Annotated in this window: 23 protein-coding genes; 15 read left to right on the plus strand and 8 right to left on the minus strand. The window is 71.5% G+C overall.

Annotated features, from left to right (window positions below):
- Window positions 1-51: 51 nt before the first annotated feature.
- On the minus strand, window positions 52-1,437 hold the full coding sequence (locus ITJ60_RS17000; RefSeq protein WP_194648790.1) for an FAD-binding oxidoreductase: 1,386 nt from the start codon (window positions 1,435-1,437) through the stop codon (window positions 52-54).
- 140 nt (window positions 1,438-1,577) lie between these two features.
- On the opposite strand from ITJ60_RS17000, the gene ITJ60_RS17005 reads away from it, so the two are divergent.
- Window positions 1,578-2,531: a manganese catalase family protein gene (locus ITJ60_RS17005; RefSeq protein WP_194648791.1), complete on the plus strand. Its 954-nt coding sequence runs from the start codon at window positions 1,578-1,580 to the stop codon at window positions 2,529-2,531.
- Window positions 2,532-2,550: 19 nt separating this feature from the next.
- Here the strand turns inward: ITJ60_RS17005 and ITJ60_RS17010 are convergent, their stop codons facing one another.
- Both ITJ60_RS17010 and ITJ60_RS17015 read right to left on the minus strand, forming a co-directional pair.
- Window positions 2,551-2,985, minus strand: coding sequence for a VOC family protein (locus ITJ60_RS17010; RefSeq protein WP_194648792.1), 435 nt, complete (start codon window positions 2,983-2,985; stop codon window positions 2,551-2,553).
- Window positions 2,986-3,104: 119 nt separating this feature from the next.
- A complete protein-coding gene (locus tag ITJ60_RS17015; protein ID WP_194648793.1) occupies window positions 3,105-3,977 on the minus strand; it encodes a DUF808 domain-containing protein in 873 nt (290 codons plus the stop codon).
- Between the two features lie 98 nt (window positions 3,978-4,075).
- On the opposite strand from ITJ60_RS17015, the gene ITJ60_RS17020 reads away from it, so the two are divergent.
- Entirely contained in the window at window positions 4,076-4,345 is a 270-nt protein-coding gene (locus ITJ60_RS17020; RefSeq protein ID WP_123294645.1) for a hypothetical protein, read from the plus strand.
- A gap of 4 nt (window positions 4,346-4,349) precedes the next feature.
- Here the strand turns inward: ITJ60_RS17020 and ITJ60_RS17025 are convergent, their stop codons facing one another.
- From ITJ60_RS17025 to ITJ60_RS17035, 3 genes are read right to left on the minus strand one after another with little or no spacing between them, the layout of a single operon-like run.
- Window positions 4,350-4,745, minus strand: coding sequence for an arsenate reductase ArsC (locus ITJ60_RS17025; protein ID WP_123672903.1), 396 nt, complete (start codon window positions 4,743-4,745; stop codon window positions 4,350-4,352).
- A gap of 7 nt (window positions 4,746-4,752) precedes the next feature.
- Window positions 4,753-5,166 (minus strand): VOC family protein, encoded by a 414-nt coding sequence (locus tag ITJ60_RS17030; protein ID WP_194648794.1) that lies wholly within the window; start codon window positions 5,164-5,166, stop codon window positions 4,753-4,755.
- Window positions 5,167-5,206: 40 nt separating this feature from the next.
- Window positions 5,207-5,797, minus strand: coding sequence for a TetR family transcriptional regulator (locus ITJ60_RS17035; RefSeq protein ID WP_307861005.1), 591 nt, complete (start codon window positions 5,795-5,797; stop codon window positions 5,207-5,209).
- 109 nt (window positions 5,798-5,906) lie between these two features.
- Here ITJ60_RS17035 and ITJ60_RS17040 point away from each other — a divergent pair, with 109 nt between their 5' ends.
- Window positions 5,907-6,848: an aldo/keto reductase gene (locus ITJ60_RS17040; protein WP_194648795.1), complete on the plus strand. Its 942-nt coding sequence runs from the start codon at window positions 5,907-5,909 to the stop codon at window positions 6,846-6,848.
- A gap of 84 nt (window positions 6,849-6,932) precedes the next feature.
- On the opposite strand, the gene ITJ60_RS17045 is transcribed toward ITJ60_RS17040, so the two are convergent.
- On the minus strand, window positions 6,933-7,541 hold the full coding sequence (locus ITJ60_RS17045) for a TetR family transcriptional regulator (RefSeq protein WP_194648796.1): 609 nt from the start codon (window positions 7,539-7,541) through the stop codon (window positions 6,933-6,935).
- A 68-nt stretch (window positions 7,542-7,609) separates the two neighbouring features.
- Here ITJ60_RS17045 and ITJ60_RS17050 point away from each other — a divergent pair, with 68 nt between their 5' ends.
- The 12 genes from ITJ60_RS17050 (at window position 7,610) to ITJ60_RS17105 (ending at window position 18,572) form a co-directional block, all read left to right on the plus strand.
- Window positions 7,610-8,368 carry an SDR family NAD(P)-dependent oxidoreductase gene (locus tag ITJ60_RS17050; protein WP_194648797.1) on the plus strand — a complete coding sequence of 253 codons (759 nt, stop codon included), beginning with the start codon at window positions 7,610-7,612 and terminating at the stop codon, window positions 8,366-8,368.
- Window positions 8,369-8,441: 73 nt separating this feature from the next.
- The gene (locus ITJ60_RS17055) at window positions 8,442-9,047 is read left to right on the plus strand and encodes a nucleotidyltransferase domain-containing protein (RefSeq protein ID WP_194648798.1); all 606 of its coding nucleotides are present in this window, start codon (window positions 8,442-8,444) and stop codon (window positions 9,045-9,047) included.
- Window positions 9,044-9,466: a hypothetical protein gene (locus ITJ60_RS17060; RefSeq protein ID WP_194648799.1), complete on the plus strand. Its 423-nt coding sequence runs from the start codon at window positions 9,044-9,046 to the stop codon at window positions 9,464-9,466. The genes ITJ60_RS17055 and ITJ60_RS17060 overlap by 4 nt, the downstream gene beginning before the upstream one ends.
- A 44-nt stretch (window positions 9,467-9,510) precedes the next feature.
- Window positions 9,511-9,924 (plus strand): hypothetical protein, encoded by a 414-nt coding sequence (locus ITJ60_RS17065; protein WP_194648800.1) that lies wholly within the window; start codon window positions 9,511-9,513, stop codon window positions 9,922-9,924.
- Between the two features lie 174 nt (window positions 9,925-10,098).
- Complete coding sequence (locus ITJ60_RS17070; RefSeq protein WP_194648801.1) at window positions 10,099-10,926, plus strand: ABC transporter ATP-binding protein; 828 nt, start codon at window positions 10,099-10,101, stop codon at window positions 10,924-10,926.
- 13 nt (window positions 10,927-10,939) lie between these two features.
- Window positions 10,940-11,782 (plus strand): ABC transporter permease, encoded by an 843-nt coding sequence (locus tag ITJ60_RS17075; protein ID WP_173170619.1) that lies wholly within the window; start codon window positions 10,940-10,942, stop codon window positions 11,780-11,782.
- Between the two features lie 189 nt (window positions 11,783-11,971).
- Window positions 11,972-13,162 (plus strand): ABC transporter substrate-binding protein, encoded by a 1,191-nt coding sequence (locus ITJ60_RS17080; RefSeq protein WP_228510600.1) that lies wholly within the window; start codon window positions 11,972-11,974, stop codon window positions 13,160-13,162.
- 48 nt (window positions 13,163-13,210) lie between these two features.
- Window positions 13,211-14,275: an LLM class flavin-dependent oxidoreductase gene (locus ITJ60_RS17085; protein WP_194648802.1), complete on the plus strand. Its 1,065-nt coding sequence runs from the start codon at window positions 13,211-13,213 to the stop codon at window positions 14,273-14,275.
- A 44-nt stretch (window positions 14,276-14,319) separates the two neighbouring features.
- Window positions 14,320-15,012, plus strand: a complete 693-nt coding sequence (locus tag ITJ60_RS17090; RefSeq protein WP_323749206.1) for an isochorismatase family cysteine hydrolase — start codon at window positions 14,320-14,322, stop codon at window positions 15,010-15,012.
- On the plus strand, window positions 15,009-16,343 hold the full coding sequence (locus ITJ60_RS17095; protein ID WP_123340573.1) for an NtaA/DmoA family FMN-dependent monooxygenase: 1,335 nt from the start codon (window positions 15,009-15,011) through the stop codon (window positions 16,341-16,343). Before ITJ60_RS17090 ends, ITJ60_RS17095 begins: the two co-directional genes overlap by 4 nt.
- Window position 16,344: 1 nt before the next feature.
- On the plus strand, window positions 16,345-18,054 hold the full coding sequence (locus ITJ60_RS17100; protein ID WP_323749207.1) for an MDR family MFS transporter: 1,710 nt from the start codon (window positions 16,345-16,347) through the stop codon (window positions 18,052-18,054).
- Window positions 18,055-18,068: 14 nt separating this feature from the next.
- Complete coding sequence (locus tag ITJ60_RS17105) at window positions 18,069-18,572, plus strand: flavin reductase family protein (protein ID WP_194648804.1); 504 nt, start codon at window positions 18,069-18,071, stop codon at window positions 18,570-18,572.
- A 109-nt stretch (window positions 18,573-18,681) separates the two neighbouring features.
- Here ITJ60_RS17105 and ITJ60_RS17110 read toward each other — a convergent pair whose 3' ends face one another.
- Window positions 18,682-19,269 carry a TetR/AcrR family transcriptional regulator gene (locus ITJ60_RS17110; protein WP_194648805.1) on the minus strand — a complete coding sequence of 196 codons (588 nt, stop codon included), beginning with the start codon at window positions 19,267-19,269 and terminating at the stop codon, window positions 18,682-18,684.
- Window positions 19,270-19,324: the final 55 nt, after the last annotated feature.

Here is a 19,324-nt window from a genome sequence, read left to right on the forward strand (position 1 = left end):
GAGGCCCGGTGCCAGCTGGCCCCGGGCCTCCCGTCCGTCGTCGACGTGCGTTCAGAACGCCTTGCCGGGATTCAGGGTCCCCGCCGGGTCCAGGGCGTCCTTGACGGCACGGTGCATCGCGAGGACCCGCTCGCCCAGCTCCTGCCGCAGGCCCGGCAGCTTGAGCAGACCGACGCCGTGCTCTCCCGTGACGGTGCCGCCGAGTGCCAGGCAGTCCGCGACGATCTGGTCGAACGCCTGCTTCGCGCGGGCCTTCGCGGCGTCGTCGCCCTCGGGAGCGATGATCAGCGGGTGCAGGTTGCCGTCGCCGGCGTGCGCGATGTTCGCGATGGTGACGTCGTGCGCTGCCGCGGTCGCCTGGATCCGGCGGAGCATCTCGGGCACCGCGCTGCGGGGCACGCAGATGTCCTCGGTGAGCACCGGGCCGAGCCGCTCGAGTGCCGGGTACGCCAGTCGCCGTGCCTGGAACAGCCGGTCGATGTCGTCGGGGTCCGTGGCGCGCTCGACGTCGGTGCCGCCGGCCTGCGCGAAGACGGCCGCGACCTGGTCGGCGAGCTCGTCCCCCGCGGCACCACGCTCGTCGACCCGGGCCAGCAGCAGGGTGTCGACGTCGGACGGCAGCCCGAGGTGCATCCAGTCGTCGACGGCCCGCAGACAGGTCCGGTCCACGATCTCGAGTGCGGCGGGGATGATCCCGGCACGCGAGATCGCGGCGACGGCGTCCCCGGCGGCGCTGAGCGAGGGGAAGTAGCCGATCACGGCGCGTTCGTCGCGTCCGGCCAGGGGGAGCAGCTTGACGGTGACCGACACGACGATGCCGAGCGTGCCCTCCGAGCCCACCATCAGGCCGGCCAAGTCGTACCCAGCGACGCCCTTCGCCGTGCGGCGTCCGAGCTCCACCACGGAACCGTCGGCCAGCACGACGGTCATCCCGAGCACGTAGTCGCGGGTGACGCCGTACTTCACGCAGCAGATCCCGCCGGCGTTCGTCGCGACGTTGCCGCCGATCGTCGAGATGGCCGAGCTCGCCGGGTCCGGCGGGTACCAGAGTCCGTGTTCCGCGACGGCAGCCCGCAGTGCGTCGTTGATCACACCGGGCTGGGCGACCGCGTAGCGCTCGTCGGTGTTCACCTCGAGCACCGCGTCCATCAGCTCGAGGGACAGGACGACCGATCCGGCCATCGCGTTCGCCCCGCCGGACAGCCCGGTCCCGGCGCCGCGCGGCACGACCCGCACGCCGGCGGCTGCCGCCCACCGGACGGTGGCGACGACGTCGTCGGTGCTGCGTGCGAGGACGACGGCGAGCGGTGCCGCGGAGTCGGCCCACTCGGCGTCGTCGTGGCGGTACCGCTCGAGCGACGCCGGGTCGCGGAGGACCTGGTCCGGCGCGAGCAGGTCGTCGAGGTCGGCGGTGTCGACGGCGTGACTGACGGTCATCGGTTCGGGGGTCCTTCCGGGCGCTGCGGTGCGGCGCCGACGACGATACCGCGCTGAGCGGACGACCCGTGTCGCCTGCCAGGGAGGCCGGACGACGGTGAGGCACGCGGCGGATCCGTCGCGGACGGCAAGGAGGCCCCATGTACTTCCACGCACAGACCTGGATCAACGAGATCGCCGACGGCGAGCCCGACCCGGCAGCCGCCAACGCCCTGCAGGAAGGGCTCGGCGGGCAGTTCGGCGAGATGCGCACGATGATGCAGTACCTGTTCCAGGCGATGAACTTCCGCGGCCCGGCGGCGAAGCCGTACCGCGACCTCATCCAGGGTGTCGGCACCGAGGAGATCAGCCACGTCGAGCTCATCGGCACCACGATCTCCCGCCTGCTCGACGGCTCGCCCGAGTACACCGGCAAGCTCACCGATCCGCTCGACAAGCCGGGTGCGAAGGGTGCGACGCCGCTCAACATCGCGCTCGACACGAGCAACATCCACCACTACCTCGTCGGCGCTCAGGGCGCCCTGCCGGTCGACGCGGCCGGCAACCCGTGGAGCGGCAGCTACGTCTACAACTCCGGCAACCTGCCGCTCGACCTGCTCTACAACCTGATGCTCGAGTCCACCGGTCGGCTGCAGAAGTGCCGGATCTACGAGATGACGGACAACCCCACCGCGCGCAGCACCGTCGCGTACTTGATCGTCCGCGACCAGGCGCACGAGAACGCCTACGCGAAGGCGCTCGAGACCCTCGGCGTCGACTGGAAGACCCTGCTGCCGATCCCGAAGACGAACGCCGAGCGGTTCCCGGAGGTCAAGGAGCTCCTCGACCTCGGGCTGCAGAGCAAGCAGTACAGCTTCGACCTCGACGGGGCCTCGGAGGCGGGCAAGATCTTCCGCGGGGCGTCACCGTCGAAGGACGGCACGGACCTGACCGCGACCGAGCAGGCCCCGGCCGGCGTGCCGTCGTTCATCGCGCCGGAGCGACTCGAGGAGTTCGCCCCCGGGCTCGACGCCGACCTGCTGGCGCTCATCCAGCAGACGGCCGAGCTCGAGCTCGACCAGGCGGAGACGCCGCTCTACGGGCCGGTGGCCTGAGCCCGCGCGCGCTCGCGGGTCAGTCGAGGCAGAACTCGTTGCCCTCGACGTCCTGCATCACGATGCAGGACTCGTTGACCTGATCCGCGAGCATGCGGCGGAACTGCGTCGCGCCGAGCGCGACGAGGCGAGCGCTCTCCGCGTCGAGCGCTGCGAGACGCTCGTCGCCGACCAGACCGGTGCCGACCCGGACGTCCAGGTGCACGCGGTTCTTCACCGTCTTGCCCTCGGGTACCCGTTGGAAGAACAAGCGCGGGCCGACGCCGGTCGGGTCGACGCACGCGAAGGCGGAGTCCTGGTGCTCGGGCGGGAGCGAGGCGTTGAACGCCTGCCAGTCGTCGAACCCGGGCGGGGGAGCAGGCACCTCGTAGCCGAGGACCTCGCACCAGAACCGGGCGACCCGCTCCGGCTCGGCGCAGTCGAACGTCACCTGGACCTGTCGCACCGTTGCCATGCGCGCCAGGGTAGGCGCGCGGCGTGGGTCGCGCGCACCCGTTCTGCGACGGACCACGAGTCGATCGACGAGTGGTCCGTCGGAACACTCGTGTTCCGACGGCGGAACAGCAGTGTCAGTCAGTGCTTCCCGCGGAGGCGACCGATGCCGAGGACGATCGCCACGACGACCATGCCGAGGACGACGCCGGCGAGCGCCGAGACCGCGGTGTCGACGACCCACGTGATCACCGGGCCCGCGGCCTCGATCGCGTGCTCGATCGTGTGCAGCAGGTCGTACGGGCCGTGCCAGAAGGTCTCGGCGAGGTTCGCGATGACCAGGTGACCGCCGACCCAGAGCATGGCCACGGTGCCGATGACGCTGATGACCCGGAAGACCGTCGGCATCGCCCGCACGATCCGCGCTCCTGTGCGACGGGTCCGGCGGACCGAGTTCTTCATCATCTGCAGACCGACGTCGTCGATCTTCACCAGCAAGGCCACCGCGCCGTAGACGACCGCGGTCATGACGAGCCCGATCACGATGAGTGCACCGAGTGTCGGCCAGAGCCCGAGGTCGGGGTCGAGACCGGCCAGGGCGATGAGCATGATCTCGGTGCTCAGGATGAGGTCGGTCCGGATGGCGCCGAACACGAGCTTCGGTTCGGTGACCGAGTCGGTGCTGCCTGTGCCGTGGTGGACGCCGAACCACTCGGTGACCTTCTCCGCGCCCTCGAAGCACAGGTACGTCCCGCCGATGAGCAGGAGGTACGGCAGCACCCAGGGCGCGAACGCGGTGAGCAGCAGCGCCAGCGGGATGATGATGATGAACTTGTTGAACAGGCTGCCGAGCGCGATGCGACCGACGACCGGCAGCTCCCGGGCCGGCGCGAGTCCCTGCACGTACTGCGGGGTGACCGCGGCGTCGTCGATGACGACACCGGCGGTCTTCGCACTCGCCTTCAGGGCCGCGGAGAGGATGTCGTCCACCACGGCGAGCAATCCGACTGACATGACTTCGTTCTCCGCTCATCCGGGCCTGTGACGGTGCTCAGCGTAGTGGGCGCGGCGGACCCTGAACGCCGCCGGGGCGCCGTCCGTAGGCTGACGGCATGGCTGACTTCACCGCTGCACAGGCCGCCGTCGTACGGATCGAACGCGCCGAGGAGGGGCGTTGGGACCTCACGGTGATCAGCGACTCGGGCGTGAAGATGGGGCACGGCGTGTACCTGTTCGACGCCGCGCACGACGACGCCGAGGACGAGCAGGCCGCCGCACTCGACTTCGTGCGCGACTACGGCTTCCGGTTCGAGCGCGACGCCGTGCAGGCCGACGGCGCGGACGCCTACTGGGCGCCGCTGCTGCCGTCCGACCAGCAGTAACCGGCTACAGGGACGCGATCAACCGCTCGACCCGCATCCGGATGTCGTCGCGGATCGGGCGGACCTGCTCGATCCCCAGCCCGGCCGGGTCGGCGAGGTCCCAGTCCTCGTACCGCTTGCCGGGGAACACCGGGCAGGCGTCCCCGCAGCCCATGGTGATGACGACGTCCGACTCGCGCACGGTCTCGGTCTCGAGCACCGCCGGTCGGGCGTCGGCGATGTCGATGCCCTGCTCGGCCATGGCCTGCACGGCGACGGCGTTGACCTGGTCGGCGGGCTCGCTGCCGGCGGAGAACACCCGGACGCGGTCACCGGCGAGGTGCTGCAGCCACCCCGCGGCCATCTGGGAGCGTCCGGCGTTGTGGACGCACACGAACAGGACGGCGGGGCGATCGGTCATGCGCCCATCATCCCAGCGCGGACGCCTCGAACCCGATCAGCCACGTGACGCCGAACGCGTCCCGCACGGTGCCGTCCCAGTCACCCCACGGCCGTTGCTGCAGGGCGTCGACGACCGTGCCACCTTCGGCGAGCGCGTCGAACCAGCGCCGCAGGACGTCGGGTTCGTCGGCCCCGAGGAGCGAGAACAGCAGACCGGTCGCTGCGAACGGCTCGTCGGTCTCGCTCGCGTCGGCGGCGAAGAGCTGCAGCCCGCCGGTGAGCTGCCCGTGGGCGACCGCGTCGGCGGGGCCGTCGGTCCGTGAGAAGTCGGCGTAGGTCGCGATCTGGACCTCGCCGCCGAAGACCCCTCGCCAGTGCTCGAGGGCCTGCCTGGCGGTGCCGGCGAACTGGAAGTACGGCGACGGTCCGGTGACGTTCATGCCCGGACGATACCGCCGGGCGACGGCGCGTGTCCGCTCGTCAGGTGCTCGGTGCGATGCCGTCGAACGCGCGCCGCAGGATCGCAGCCGCGTCGGGGTCGTCGCCCGTGGCCCAGGTGGTGATCGACACGTCGAAGCACCCGAGGGCGGCCTGCACGAGGACCCGCGCCCGCAGGTCGGCGTCGGGCCCGTGGAGCTGCTCGACGACGAGGGGCGTCAGGACGTCCGCCCAGGCCTGGTGCTTCTCGAGGTTCCGCGCGCGCAGCGACGCCGTGCTCGTCATCACGCGGACGGACCGTCGTCCGGTCTCGGGGTCGTCGGTGCTGCCGCGCTCGAGCATCTCGGCGAACGCCTCGCGCAGCGCGGGCCACACCGGCTGGGTCGTCGACCGCGACCGGAACGCCCCGGCGAGGGCGTCCCGGTGTCGCGCGGGGTCGCCGATGACGGCGTCCTCCTTCGCGGGGAAGTACCGGTGGAAGCTCCGCGCCGAGATCCCGACCTCGGCGGCGACCTGTTCCACGGTGACGTTGTCGAACCCGTCGGTGTCGAACCGCTCGAGTGCCACGGCGGCGATGCGCGCGCGGACGGCATCGCGGGTGATGTCCCGCAGGCCGGTTCGCGCGTCGCTCACGGGGTCGATCGTACCGCGACGTCATCTTCGGTCCAAGTTGTCAGACTATGACAGTGGTGGCGTACAGTGCCACTCGCATGACCACCACACGTCACGAAGGGACGGCACCATGCAGCAACGCACCCTCGGCCGACAGGGCCTCACCGTCAGCGCCATCGGCTACGGCGCCATGGGCACCACGTTCGCGTACGGACCCGGCGACGACACCGAGTCCGTCGCCGCGATCCGGCACGCCCACGAACTCGGCGTCACGCACTTCGACACGGCCGAGCTGTACGGCTGGGGGACCGGCGAGCGGCTCCTCGGCGCGGCGCTCGCCCCGATCCGCGACGAGGTGACGATCGCTACGAAGTTCGGGTTCACGCCCGAGGCCTACGCGCCGGACTCCCGACCGGAGCACATCCGGCAGGTGGTGGACGCGAGCCTGCAGAACCTCGGCACCGACTCGATCGACCTGCTCTACCAGCACGTCCACGATCCGGCCGTCCCGATCGAGGACGTCGTCGGCGTGATGCAGGAGTTCGTGCAGGCTGGCAAGGTCCGGTACCTCGGCCTGTCGAACACCGATGCCGACCAGATCCGCCGTGCGCACGCTGTACACCCGATCTCGGCGTTCCAGACCGAGTACTCCGTCTTCTCGCGGGAGTCCGAGGCGCTCTTCCCCCTCGTCGACGAGCTCGGCATCGGCGTCGTCGCGTACTCGCCCCTGGCGCGCGGGTTCCTGAGTGGTGCCGTGCAGCCCGCGAGCGCCTACGCGGCCGACGACATCCGTCAGCAGCTCGAGTGGTGGGCGCCGGAGCACTTCGACGCGAACGTCGCCGTCGTCGCCGCACTCACCGAGATCGCCGACGCGAAGGGCGTCTCGCTCTCGCAGCTCGCGTTGGCCTGGATCCTGGCGAAGCGCGCCGACCTGGTCCCGATCCCCGGATCGCGCAACCCCGGACGCGTCGCCGAGAACGTCGCAGCCGCCGATGTGCGGCTCACTGACGACGAGGTGGCGCGCATCGACGCGCTGTCGCGCGACGTCCGTGGGAAGCGCGCGATGGGCTGAGCCCGGCCGGGTGACGGACGGGAGGCCCGTGGCGCGCCCGCCACGGGCCTCCCGTCCGTCCGGTGGTCGTGTCCAGGGCGCGTCTCAGGCGAGCAGGGCGAGTGCGCGGTCCACGACGTCCTCCGGTCGGCCGTCGCCGTGCAGCGCCCACCAGGTGAGGGCCGCGCTCGCCGCGGCCGCCAGGGCGTGCGCACGCACCGACACCGCGAGGTCGTCGGGCGTCGCGCCGTCCCGCTCGGCCACGAACCGGACGATCGCGTCGGTCAGGGTCGTGACCGTGGCCGCGCCGACGTGCTCGAGCGAGGGGTTGGCGCGGATGACACGCAGTCGGTGGCGGGTGACCTCGACGGCGTCGTCGGGGAAGGTCGCGCCGATCCGGTACGCCGCGCGGAGGGCGACCGACGACGACTCGGTGGACGGCCGCTGCCGGAGTGCGTCACCGAACCGCGAGGCGAACTCGTCGAGCCCGCCCCAGACGAGCGCCGCCTTGTTCGGGAACAGCCGGAACAACGACCGGCGGCTCACGCCGGCTGCTGTCGCGACGTCCGCCATCGACACGGCGTCGAAGCCCTGCTCGTCGAACAGCCGCAGCGCCACGAGGGACACCGCGTCCGGGTCGATCGTGCGGGGGCGTCCCGTCGGTCGATCGCTCGTCGGTCGATCGCTCGTCGGCCGGTCGCTCGTCGGGCGCATGGAGTCCTTTCGGCACTGAGTGCTATAACCATCGTGGCGCAGCGAGCGCCTCTCAGTGAGGAGACGACATGACCGACACCACCGCCGGACGTTTCACCGGCAGGACCATCATCGTCACCGGGGCGGGTTCCGGCATCGGACGCGCCACGGCGACGCGCATCGCGAACGAGGGCGGGCGGGTGATCGCGACCGACGTCGTCGCCGAACGCCTCGACGCGCTCCGCTCCGAACTCGAGGGCCTCGAACTCGAGACCGTCGTCGGCGACGTCGCCGCGACCGAGACCATCAATGCACTCATCGCGGCCGCGGGCGACCGCATCGACGGACTGGCGAACGTCGCCGGCATCATGGACGCCTTCCTGCCGCCGAGCGAGGTCGACGACGCCACCTGGGACCGCGTCTTCAGCGTCAACGTCACCGGACCGATGCGCCTCACCCGTGCCGTCCTGCCGCACATGATCGCCGCCGGCCGCGGCGCCGTCGTGAACGTCGCGTCCGAGGCCGCACTCCGCGCCTCGGCAGCGGGTGCCGCCTACACGGCGTCGAAGCACGCGATCGCCGGGTTCACCAAGAGCGTGGCGTTCTTCCACGGGCCGCAGGGCATCCGGGCCAACGCGGTCGCGCCGGGTGCGGTCGCGACGAACATCGAGGCGCCGATGCGCAGCGAGTACGCCGCCAGCCGGGTCGGCCCCATCATGCAGGTCGCGATCCCGCCGGTCGCGCAGCCGGAGCAGCTCGCCGCGGCCATCACCTGGCTGCTCAGCGACGACTCCGCCAACGTGAACGGCGCCGTGCTGCCGAGCGACGGTGGGTGGTCGGTCGTCTGACGAAGATGCTCAGATACGAGTAGAAATCTACTAGAAGTGGTAGATTTCTACTCGTATCCGATCGGAGGTTCCGATGCAGTTGCAGTCCCCCTTCGCGACGGTGACCACCTCCGTGGACGGCGATGTGCTCGCCGTGTTGGCACGAGCGCCAGGACCGATGACGATCGCGGACATCTGCAGCCTGGTGCCGGACCGGTCGTACGCCGGGGTCCGGAACAGCGCGGATCGGCTGGTCGAGCAGGGTGTCGTCGACGGGCACCGGACCGGACGGACGAAGTCGTTCAGCCTGAACCGGGAACACCTCGCCGCCGATGCGATCACCGCTCTGGCCTCTCTCCGGCGCGCGCTCCTCGAACGATTCCGATCGGGCTGTCGATCGATCCCCCTCCGGTACGCCGCGCTCTTCGGTTCCGGCGCCCGTGGTGAGATGCGGCCGGACAGCGACCTCGATGTCTGCTTCATCGTCGAGCACGGCCGACGTGCGGAGGCAGAGGACCAGATCCACGCGTTGTGCCGAACGGCCGGGCGGTGGACCGGGAACGCCGTGCGGCCGGTCGTCTTCGACGAGGACGAGATCGATGGCACCGACCCGCTCCTCGCATCGGTTGCTCGGGACGGAATTCCCATCGCAGGCGATGGTCGATGGCTGTCCCGCAAGCTCCGTACCCTGACTGGATGACCCCGCGAACCGGCACCACCGCACCGGGCGACGAGTCGTTCCGGAGGGGCCGGCTCGCCAAGGCGACGGAGTTCCTCGAAGCTGCAGAGGTCCTCCGCGCGCTCGGCGGTGACGCAGGGGTCTTCAGCGCCGGATCGCAGTTCGCGAACGCGTTCGTCACGCAGTGCGTCCTCAGCGGCATCGCCGCGGCTGACGCGATCTGCGTCGCTCGGACCGGCAAGTACTCGCGATCGGGAGCACACGACGAAGCGGTACCCGTGCTGCGTGCGGCTGCTGGACAGTCGGTCGCGAAGCACCTCGAAGTGCTGTTGGCGGTGAAGACCAAAGCCGAGTACAACGCGCGGTCGGTCAGCGACGGCGACATCGTGCGCGCCGGGGAGGCGGCCGAGGCCCTCGAGGCGGCCGCGCGGTCGGTCTGATGCGCCGGTCGATCCGGAGCGGCTGGCCCGCCTACACTGCCGACATGACCGAGGTCCCCGTCGCGCGCTCCGAGTGGGGCAGGTTCGCCCCCGACTCCGTCGAACGCCGGATGCTCGAGCACACCGGCACCGCCCTCGGCGTCGTCCTCCGCCCGCGCACCGTCGTGCTCGACCGCGCCCGGGTCGAGGTCGAGGGCATCGACGACGCCGACCGCGTCGTCGTGCAGCTCGTCGCGAACCAGGGCGCCTACAAGCCCGCCTGGCGCAACAAGGTGATGGCGGACCTGTTCAAGCTGCTGTGGCTGCGGCGGTCGGTCCCCGGCGTGGAGCGGGCCGTGCTCGTCGTCGCCGAACCCGCGGCGAGGGCGCTCGCCGGGTGGGTGGCGGTGGCCGCCGAGGACCTCGGCGTCGAGGTGCTCGTCTGGGACGGGCAGACCACGGTGCCCACGCCGCGCTGAGCCGCGCACTCGTTCACACGTTCGCAACACATGTGGTCCGACTCCGTAACACGGGCGTCCTAACCTCGTCACCAGCAGCGGATTTCCGCGTCGCAGACCAACCCGAGCTCGCGACGCACGCTCTCCGCCATACGAGACCGAGCCTGCGTGCTCGCCGACGGTATGGAGGAACGGATGACCACATCAGCGGTCCGCGTGGACGCGGTGCGCAAGGTCTACGGCAGCGGCCCGAGCGCCATGGTCGCGCTCGACGACGCCCGCCTGACGATCGAACCCGGGAAGTTCGTGTCGCTCATCGGCCCGAGCGGCTGCGGGAAGTCGACGCTGCTCCGCCTGGTGGCCGGGCTCGAGCCCGCCGACCGCGGTGACGTCCGGGTGCACGGTGTCACGCCGGCCCAGGCCTGCGCGGCGAAGCTCATCGGACTCGTGCCCCAGGCACCGGCGCTGCTGCCCTGGCTCACCGTGCTGCAGAACGTGTCGCTCGCCGGGCGCGTGAACCCGGGTGCCGGTCGTCGCCGCGCGGTCATCGAGGACCTCGAGGAGCGCACGACCGGCACCGGCCCGGACATGCGCGAACTCCTGCGCATGGCGGGGCTCGGCGAGGCGATGGACAAGCTCCCCGCGCAGCTGTCCGGCGGCATGCAGCAGCGTGCCGCGATCGTCCGGGCCTTCGGCCTGCGCCCCGACGTCCTTCTGATGGACGAGCCGTTCTCGGCGCTCGACGAGTTCACCCGCGAGAGCCTGCAGGACCAGCTGCTCGACCTGTGGGACGAGCTGCGCACGACGGTGCTCTTCGTGACGCACTCGGTGTCCGAGGCCGTCCGGATGTCGGACACCGTCGTCGTGATGGCGCCGCGCCCCGGCCGGATCGTCGACGTCATCGACATCGACCTGCCCCGCCCGCGCAACCAGCGATTGTTCGAGGAACAGCGGTTCCACGAGTACGAAGACCTGGTCCGGACCCGGTTGCACAGCGCCTGGCGCATGACCGATGCGGCCTGAGGGAGACGGGACCATGAGCGCCACCACCACCTCCACGCCCGCCGCGACCGCCACCACGGCCGACGCCGAACGACGCACCGCGCGCCGACCGGTGCCCGGTTGGCTCCGACCGACCGTCTGGTTGCCCCTCGTCGTGATGCTCGCCGTCCTGGCGGTGCTCTGGCAGATCGGCGCGACGGCGATGCCGTACCTGCTGCCGCCGTTGCCCGCGGTGGGGGAGACCCTCGCCACGCAGCTGCCCTACTACCTGCAGAACGCCGGCATCACCCTGGCGGAGTCGCTCGTCGGCCTGGCCATCGGGTTCCTCGCCGCCTTCGTGCTCGCGGTGCTGACGAGTGAGCTGCCGATCGTCCGCCGTGCGGTCATGCCGATCGCCATCGTGCTGAACGTCACGCCCCTCGTCGCGATCGCCCCGGCCCTGGTGGTGGCGTTCGGGTTCGGGCCGCTGCCGAAGCTCGTCATCACGGCACTCATCTGCTTCTTCCCGATCCTGATCAACACCGCCGCGGGCCTCCGGTCCGTGCCGCAGCCCGTGCTGCAGGTCTACAAGACGATCGATGCCTCCCGGTTCGAGATGCTCGTGCACCTGCGGATCCCGAACGCCCTGCCGTTCGTGTTCGCAGCGCTCCGGATCGTGTTCCCGCTGTCGATCATCGGCGCGGTCGTCGCGGAGCTCTCCGCCTCGGGTTCCACCGGCGGCCTCGGCACCGTGATCAGCACGGCGTCGTCGATGAACCAGCTCGACGTCGTCTACGCGGCGATCGCGATCCTCGCGGTGATGGGCGTGGTCCTGCTCGGACTCATCACGCTCGTCGAGCGGCGCGTCCTGCACTGGCACCGCACCGCGAACGACTGACGCGCGGTCCGACGCACCCCGCGGCCGCCCCGCGGCCCTGCCGCACCACCCGCCGGCGCGAGCCTGCCCGCGCGACGTCAGCCGCGCCTCCCGGCCGACGTCAGGCGACCCACCGACCCCACAGACCCACCCGCACCACCTGCACCCGCACCCGCCCTGCACCACCCATCCCTTCCCACAGGAGTGACCATGCAGCACAGCACCATGCAGCACAGCACCATGCAGCACAGCACCATGCAGCACAGCACCACGCACCGCACCACGCACCGCACCACGCACCGCACCAAGGCCGCACTCGCGGCCCTCGCCACCGCCGTCGTCGCCCTCGCGCTCACCGGCTGCAGCACCGGCTCGAGCGCCGGCACCACCTCGTCCGAGGGCAGCGCGATCTCGGCCGAGCGGTGCAAGGAGAACCAGGACGCCGGCAAGATCACCTACCTGTCCGGCTACCAGTACCAGTCGTCGGCGTCGATCCTCGAGTACATCGCGGCGGACGAGCTCGGCTACTTCAAGGACCTCTGCCTCGACGTGACCCTCAAGCCGGGCTCGGGTGACACCGCCCAGAACACGAAGCTCCTCGCCAGCGGCCAGGCCACCGTGTCCGCCGTCGCCGAGCAGGACCTCATCCAGGCCCGCGCGAACGGCATCGACATCACCGGGATCTCGTCGTACTCGAACGCCGGCCTCGACGTCCTGATGACGAACAAGGACATCACGAAGCTGCCGCAGCTCGACGGCCAGGTCGTCGGCCACAAGGGCTACGTCCCCGCGTCGGTCCGGGCGATGATGGAGAAGGCCGGCGTCGAGTGGGACTCCCTGACGCTCGTCAAGGAGGGCTACGACCCGTCCGTCCTGCCCCGCAAGCAGAACGGCCTCGAGGCGCTGACCGGCTTCGTGTCGAACGAGCCGAACCTGCTGAAGGCCGCCGGTGACGACGTCACCGTCTGGCAGCCCGTCGACTACGACATCCCCTCGTCGATCGGCGCGATGGCCGTGAACCCCGCCTTCGCGAAGGCGCACCCGACCGCGGTCGAGGACGTCCTGCGCGCAGCCCTGCACGCCTACGACTTCTGCTCCGCGAGCGAGGCGAAGACCAAGCAGTGCGTCGGGTACGCCGCGAAGCTGTCCGGCGCCACCTACGACACCGCCCAGAACACCAAGATCTGGACCACCGAGACGAAGGTCATCGCGGACAACCCGACGCCGGACCAGCCCCTCGGCGGGATCGACCCGGAGAACGTGACGAAGCTCGTCGACATGCTGCACCAGTTCGACATCGTCAAGAGCTCCGTGACCGCCGACGACGCGAAGAGCTGGTTCACGAACGAGTACATCGACGCCATCACGAAGGACGGCGAGACCGTGTGGCCGGCACCGTGAGTCCCTTCGCCACCGAGTGTTCCGCAACGACCAGAAAGGCGGCGTGAGATGCCCGCGAAGGAGTACGGGATCTTCCTCCCGATCGGCAACGGCGGGTGGATGCTCTCCACCACGGCACCCCACCCCGAGGCGACCTACGCCTGGAACAAGCGGGCGGCGCTGCACGCCGAGACGATCGGCCTGGACTTCGTGATGTCGATGGCGAAGTGGCGCGGCTTCGGCGGCTCCACCGACCACTGGGGCCGATCCCTGGAGTCGATGACGATGATGGCCGGCATCGCCGAGGCCACCGAGCGGGTCAAGATCTGGGCGACGATGCACGCCAACGTCCACAACCCGGCGGTCGCCGCGAAGATGTACACGACGCTGCAGGACCTCTCCGGCGGCCGGGCCGGCATGAACATTGTCAACGGCGCCTACGCGGCGGAGTTCGAGCAGTTCGGGATCTGGGACGCGGCTCTCAGCCACGCCGACCGGTACCGGATGACGGAGCTCTGGACCGAGGCGGTCACGCGCCTGTGGACCGAGGACAGCGTGACGATGCACACGCCGTACTTCGACCTCGACGCGTGCGAGTCCCGCCCCCACCCCGCATCGCGGCCGACCATCATCAGCGCTGGCAAGTCCGAGGCAGCCCGGGCGTTCCAGGCGAAGCACGCCGACGGCGCCTTCCTGGCAGCGGACAGCCTGGACGAGATGCGCGACCTGTCCCGCGACGTCCACGACCGTGCCGCCGCCGAGGGACGCGAGTGCCGCACCTACTCGATGCTCACGGTCGTGCAGGGCGAGACCGACGCCGCCGCGCAGCGGAAGGTGCGCGAGTGGGGTGCCGGCGTCGACCGCGAAGCACTGGCCTCGATGCGGGCGTCGTGGGGCGTCCCCGCCGAGCAGGCGCGTGCCTGGGCGGACGGTGCTGCCGGTGAGGACGCGTTCCAGACCGCGTACGTCGCCGGGTCCGCCGAGACCGTCACCGAGCACATCGAGTACATCGTCGACCGGGGCGAGCTCGACGGCCTGATGCTGATCTTCCCCGAGTACGACCAGGACATGGTGCTGTTCGGGGAGACCGTCCTGCCGGCGCTCCGCCAGCACGACGCGGCGGTCGTCCGGTGACCGGGGGACTCGACGCGGGTCGCGACCCGCGGCTCGCACAGTTGGTGTCATCAGCGCTCCCGCCCGCGCTCGTCGTCGTCGACGTGCAGCGCGACTTCGGTGAGCCGGCGCGGATCGCGCCGTACGGACTCGACGACCGCGCCTCCGTCGCCGTGGACGCCGCCGTCACCCGCATCGGCTCGCTCGTCGACGAGGCCCGCGCAGCGGGCGTCCCCGTCGTCTGGGTCGAACTCGGCAGCGACCCGGCGCGGCCGTGGCGCTCCAGCACGTGGCTGCGCGGGGGCGACCCGGCCGGACCCATGCCGGACGACGAGCCGTGCCGGATCGGCACGGAGGGCGCCGAGTGGTACCGAACGGCGCCCGCCCCCGGTGAGACACGCGTCGTCAAGCGCGGCTACAGCGGGTTCCTGGGCACCGACCTGGAGGCCCGGCTCACCGCCGCAGGGATCGGCTGGGTCACCGTCGTGGGACTCACGACCGAGTGCTGCGTCCTCGCCACCGCACAGGACGCGATGCAGCTCGGCTGGCCCGTGGTGGTCCCGCAGGACGCCACCGCCGCGTACGACACCGACGTGCACGACGCCGCACTGACGCTGATCGACCTCAACGTGGGCGTCGTGACCGACGCCGACGAGGCGGTGGCGCTGTGGCGCGCGGCTGCTGCTGCGTCCGGGTCTGCATCTGCGGCTGCGTCCGCGTCTGCGGCTGCGTCCGCTTCGCCGGTGGGTTCGCGATGAGCGGCATGCACCTGGCCTACGACCTGTCCTTCACCCACACCGAGGGGCGGTGGGCAGCGGCCGGCAGCTGGGTCGGCCAGGACTTCCCCGACGTCCGCATGTACATGGAGGTCGCCCGGACCGCTGAGCGCGCCGGCGTGGACATGCTGTTCTTCGGCGACGGGTCCGGTGTGCCGAGCACGTGGCGCGGCAGCATCGACCCGGCCGTCGAGTGGGGCATCCAGTGGCCCCGGCAGGACATGTCGCCCGTGATCGCCGCGATGTCCACCGTCACGGAGCACATCGGGTTCGGGCTCACCTACTCGTCCACGTTCACCCACCCCTTCTCCGTCGCCCGACTGCTCAACTCGCTCGACCACGTCACGGGCGGGCGGATGGCGTTCAACGTCGTCGCCTCGTCGCGGGGCGCGGACGCGGCGAACTACGGGTCCGACCACCTGATCGACCACGACCTGCGGTACGAACGGATGGAGGAGTTCATCGGCGTCTGCCGTGCGCTCTGGGACTCCGTCGCCCCCGACGCGATCGTCCGCGACCGCGCGACGGGGCGGTTCGCCGACCCGGCCGGGGTGCACCCGATCGACCACGACGGCCGCTTCTTCAAGGTGCGCGGCCCGCTCGCGAGCGTCCCGAGTCCGCAGCGGCACCCCGTCGTCGTGCAGGCCGGCAGCTCGCCGCGCGGCATCGCCGCCAGTGCGTCGTTCGCCGACCTGGTGTTCGGGTTCGGATCGAGCGTCGCCGGACAGCTCCGGCACCGGAACGCCCTCGACGCAGCGCTCACCGACGCCGGTCGGGACCCGTCCGGCGTCGGGATCCTCTGGGCGACCCAGGTCATCGTCGGCGCCACCGACGCCGAGGCCGCCGCCCGCCGTGACTCGTTGCTGTCGTTCTGGAACCGCGAGGCCGTCGGCACCTTCATCTCGCACAACGCCGGGTACGACTTCTCCACGCTCCCGGAGACGTTCCGCCTCGGCGAGCTGCGCGACGAGATCGTCGCCGCGCAGGCGAGCCCGGCCGGCCTGGTCGGCAGCCTGGTCGCCGAGTTCGGCGAGGACCACACCATGGAGCGCGACGACTTCTTCGAGCACGGCTGGCGTGCCGCGACGGGCCTCGACCACATGCTGGTCGGCGACGCCGCGGGGGTCGCCGACGCCCTGCAGGAGAACTTCGCGGCCACCGGCGGACGCGGCGGCTACATGCTGTCCAGCCCGCTCGGCATGCCCACCGGGTTCGCCGACCTGAGCGAGCTGCTCGTGCCGGAGCTGCGTGCCCGAGGTGCCCTGGCGCCGCGGTACCCGGGGTCGACGCTCCGCGAGAACCTGGCGGTGTGAGGTGACCCCGGCCCGTCGGTGGCTCGCGCTCGGCGGGCTCTGCCTCGGCTTCTTCATGCTGCTGCTGGACAGCACGATCGTGTCCGTCGCCCTGCCGGACATCGGCAGCGACCTCGGCACCGAGGCGTCGCTGTCGGTCTGGGTGAACAGCGCCTACCTGTTCGCGTTCGCCGTGCCGCTCCTCGTCGCCGGACGGCTCGGCGATCGCTTCGGGCACCGCCGGGTCTACCTGCTCGGGCTCGCGGTGTTCACCGTCGCGTCGGTCGGGTGCGCGTTCGCACCGGGCATCGGCGGGCTCATCGTCTGGCGCGCCGCGCAGGGCGTCGGTGCCGCACTGCTCACACCCCAGTGCCTGACGGTGATCCGCTCGTTGTTCGAACCACCCCGGCTCGCCGTCGCCCTCGCCGTCTGGAGCGCCGGCGGCGGCGCGGCGACCGTCGCCGGTCCGATCGTCGGCGGCGTGCTCGTCGAGGCGTGGGGGTGGCCGTCGGTCTTCCTGGTGAACGTGCCCGTCGGCATCGTCACCGCCGTCGCCGTGCTCCGGTTCGTGCCGGTGTCCCGACGCATCGCGGTGCCCCTGCCGGTGCTCGCCGTCGTCGGGGTGACCGCCGGGGTGTTCGCGGTCGTCGTCGGGGTCCAGGGCACGGGCGACGGCGTCCTCGCCGCACCCCTGCCGCGGGCCGGCCTGGTGGTGCTCGGCGCACTCGTCGTCGCTGCGGTGCTCACGGTGCAGCGCCGCGCGGGGGACCGGGCGCTCGTCCCGCTCGGGTTGTTCCGCGACCGCGGGTTCGTGACCGGTTCGTGGGGCGCGACCGCCGCGTCGTTCTGCGTCGGCTCTGCCCCGATCCCGCTCATGCTCGACCTGCAGGACGGACGTGGTCTCGGGCCGGGGGCCGCGGCCCTCGTGCTCGTGCCGATGGGGGTCGCCTGCTTGGCCGCCGCACCGTTCGTCGGCCGCACGACGAACACCGCGGGCCCCCGTGCGACGGCGACCATCGGCGCCGTCCTGCTCGTCGTCTCGGTGGCACTGACCGCCGTGCTCATCGGGACCGCCGCACCCCTCTGGGCGGTGGCGACGGCGTTCACCGGCTTCGGGGTCGCGAACGCGTTCGTCTGGTCGCCGTTCTCGCTCGCGGCGGTGCTCGGCGCCGGACCGGCGACCATCGGTGCGGCGTCGAGCACCTTCAACACCGTGAAGCAGCTCGGTGCCGTCCTGGGCAGCACGGTCACCGCCGTGCTGCTCGCGGTGTCGACCGACGCGGTGGCCCTCGGTGCCCTGGCGCTGGCGGCCCTCGGGGCACTCGTGGCGGCGGCGTCCCTGCCGGGTCGCGCACCGGTGGTCCTGACCGGCGCGGTCGTGCACGGCGCCGGGGTCGGGCACGGGCTCGGGTTCCCGACCGCCAACCTGCTGCCCGACGACGCGGGCGCTGTTCCGTCGGACGGGGTCTACGTCGGCTGGCTGACCGCGCCGACGTGGTCCGGTGCCCGTGAGGCGCTCGTGTCGATCGGCAGCAACAGCACCTTCGCCGACCGGCCGCGCACCGTCGAGATCCACGTGCTCGACTTCGACGGCGACCTGTACGGCACCCCTGTCGAGCTCACCGTCGGCCGTCGGCTCCGGCGGCAGCGCACGTTCCCCGGGCCGGACGCCCTCGTCGCCGCGATGCGTGCCGACGAGCGCCGTGCCCGCACCCTGCTCGCCCGCTCCTGAACGAAGGAACCACCATGCAGCACGACTTCATCGACGACCCGCTCGACATCCGTGAGGCGATCGCCGAGGTCCCCTCCGTCGTGGCCGCCATCGCGGCCCGGGTCGAGGGCGTGCCGGTCGTCATGGTGGCGACGTCGTTCACCGTCGGGGTCTCGTACGACCCGCCGCTCGCGACGATCGCCGTGCAGCACTCGTCGACGACCTGGCCGGACCTGGCCGGGGCGCCGGTGCTCGGCATCTCCGTCCTCGCCGAGGGCCACGCGGCGCAGACCCGGCAGCTGGCCTCCCGCGATCGGTCCCAGCGACTGGTCGGCGTGCCGTCCTCGGACACCGGGGCGGGAGCGATCCTGCTCGACGGCGCGCACTCGTGGCTGGAGTGCTCGGTCGAGGCCGTCCACCGCGCGGGCGACCACGACATCGTGGTGCTGCGGGTGCTCCGCTTCGCCCGCGACCGCGCCAACGCCGCACTCGTCTGGCACCGACCGTCGCGGCGGCCAGCAGGCGTCGCCACCGCCTGACGTTCCTTCCCCAGAACGCGTGCGATGGAAAGCGGAATCGGGCGTACCTGGTCAGAAGTTCCGACCCGGTACGCCCGAAACGACTCGGTACGCCTCGCGCGGCGCCCCGTCAGGAGGCCAGCGCCGCCATCTCGCGCACCACGGCCCGGAGCCGCACCGCGAGCTCGTCGTTGCTCCGCACGGAGTCGCGGTGGGCGGCCTCGCTGAGCGCCGACATCACGAGCGTCACCGCCGTGCGAGCGGTCTGGTCGTCGGTCCTGGTGCCCACGACGCTGAGCAGGGACTGGCGCGACTCGGCCATCCACTGCATCACCATCGAGGACATCTCGGGCCGGAGCACCAGCAGCTCCTTCATCCGTCGGCGGTCCTGGGACAGCGGTACGGTCGCCGCGACGAGGGTGCAGAGGTCGTCGACCAGGCCGCCGCGAGCCTCGGCGAACCATGCTGCGGAGGGCTCCGGGACCTCGACGGAGTCGAGTCCGAGGGCCGCGTGCGCCTTGGACGAGAAGTAGTTGAAGAAGGTGCGGGGCGAGACGTCGGCATCGGCGCAGATCTGCTCGATGGTGACGCCGTCCAGCCCGTGCGCGGACACCAGTGTCAGGGCCGCGTCGTGCAGCGCCTGGCGGGTCTGCTGCTTCTTGCGCTCCCGCAGGGTGCACGGCTCCGTCGCCGCTGCAGCTGCCGGGGTGGTGATCACGTGGACTCCTGGTGGTGGGGGTTGGTGGGCCGCCCGTGCCGGAAAGGGGGCACGG

The sequence above is a fragment of the Curtobacterium sp. VKM Ac-2884 genome (assembly GCF_015350945.1).
In the GTDB taxonomy this organism is placed as follows: Bacteria; Actinomycetota; Actinomycetes; order Actinomycetales; family Microbacteriaceae; genus Curtobacterium.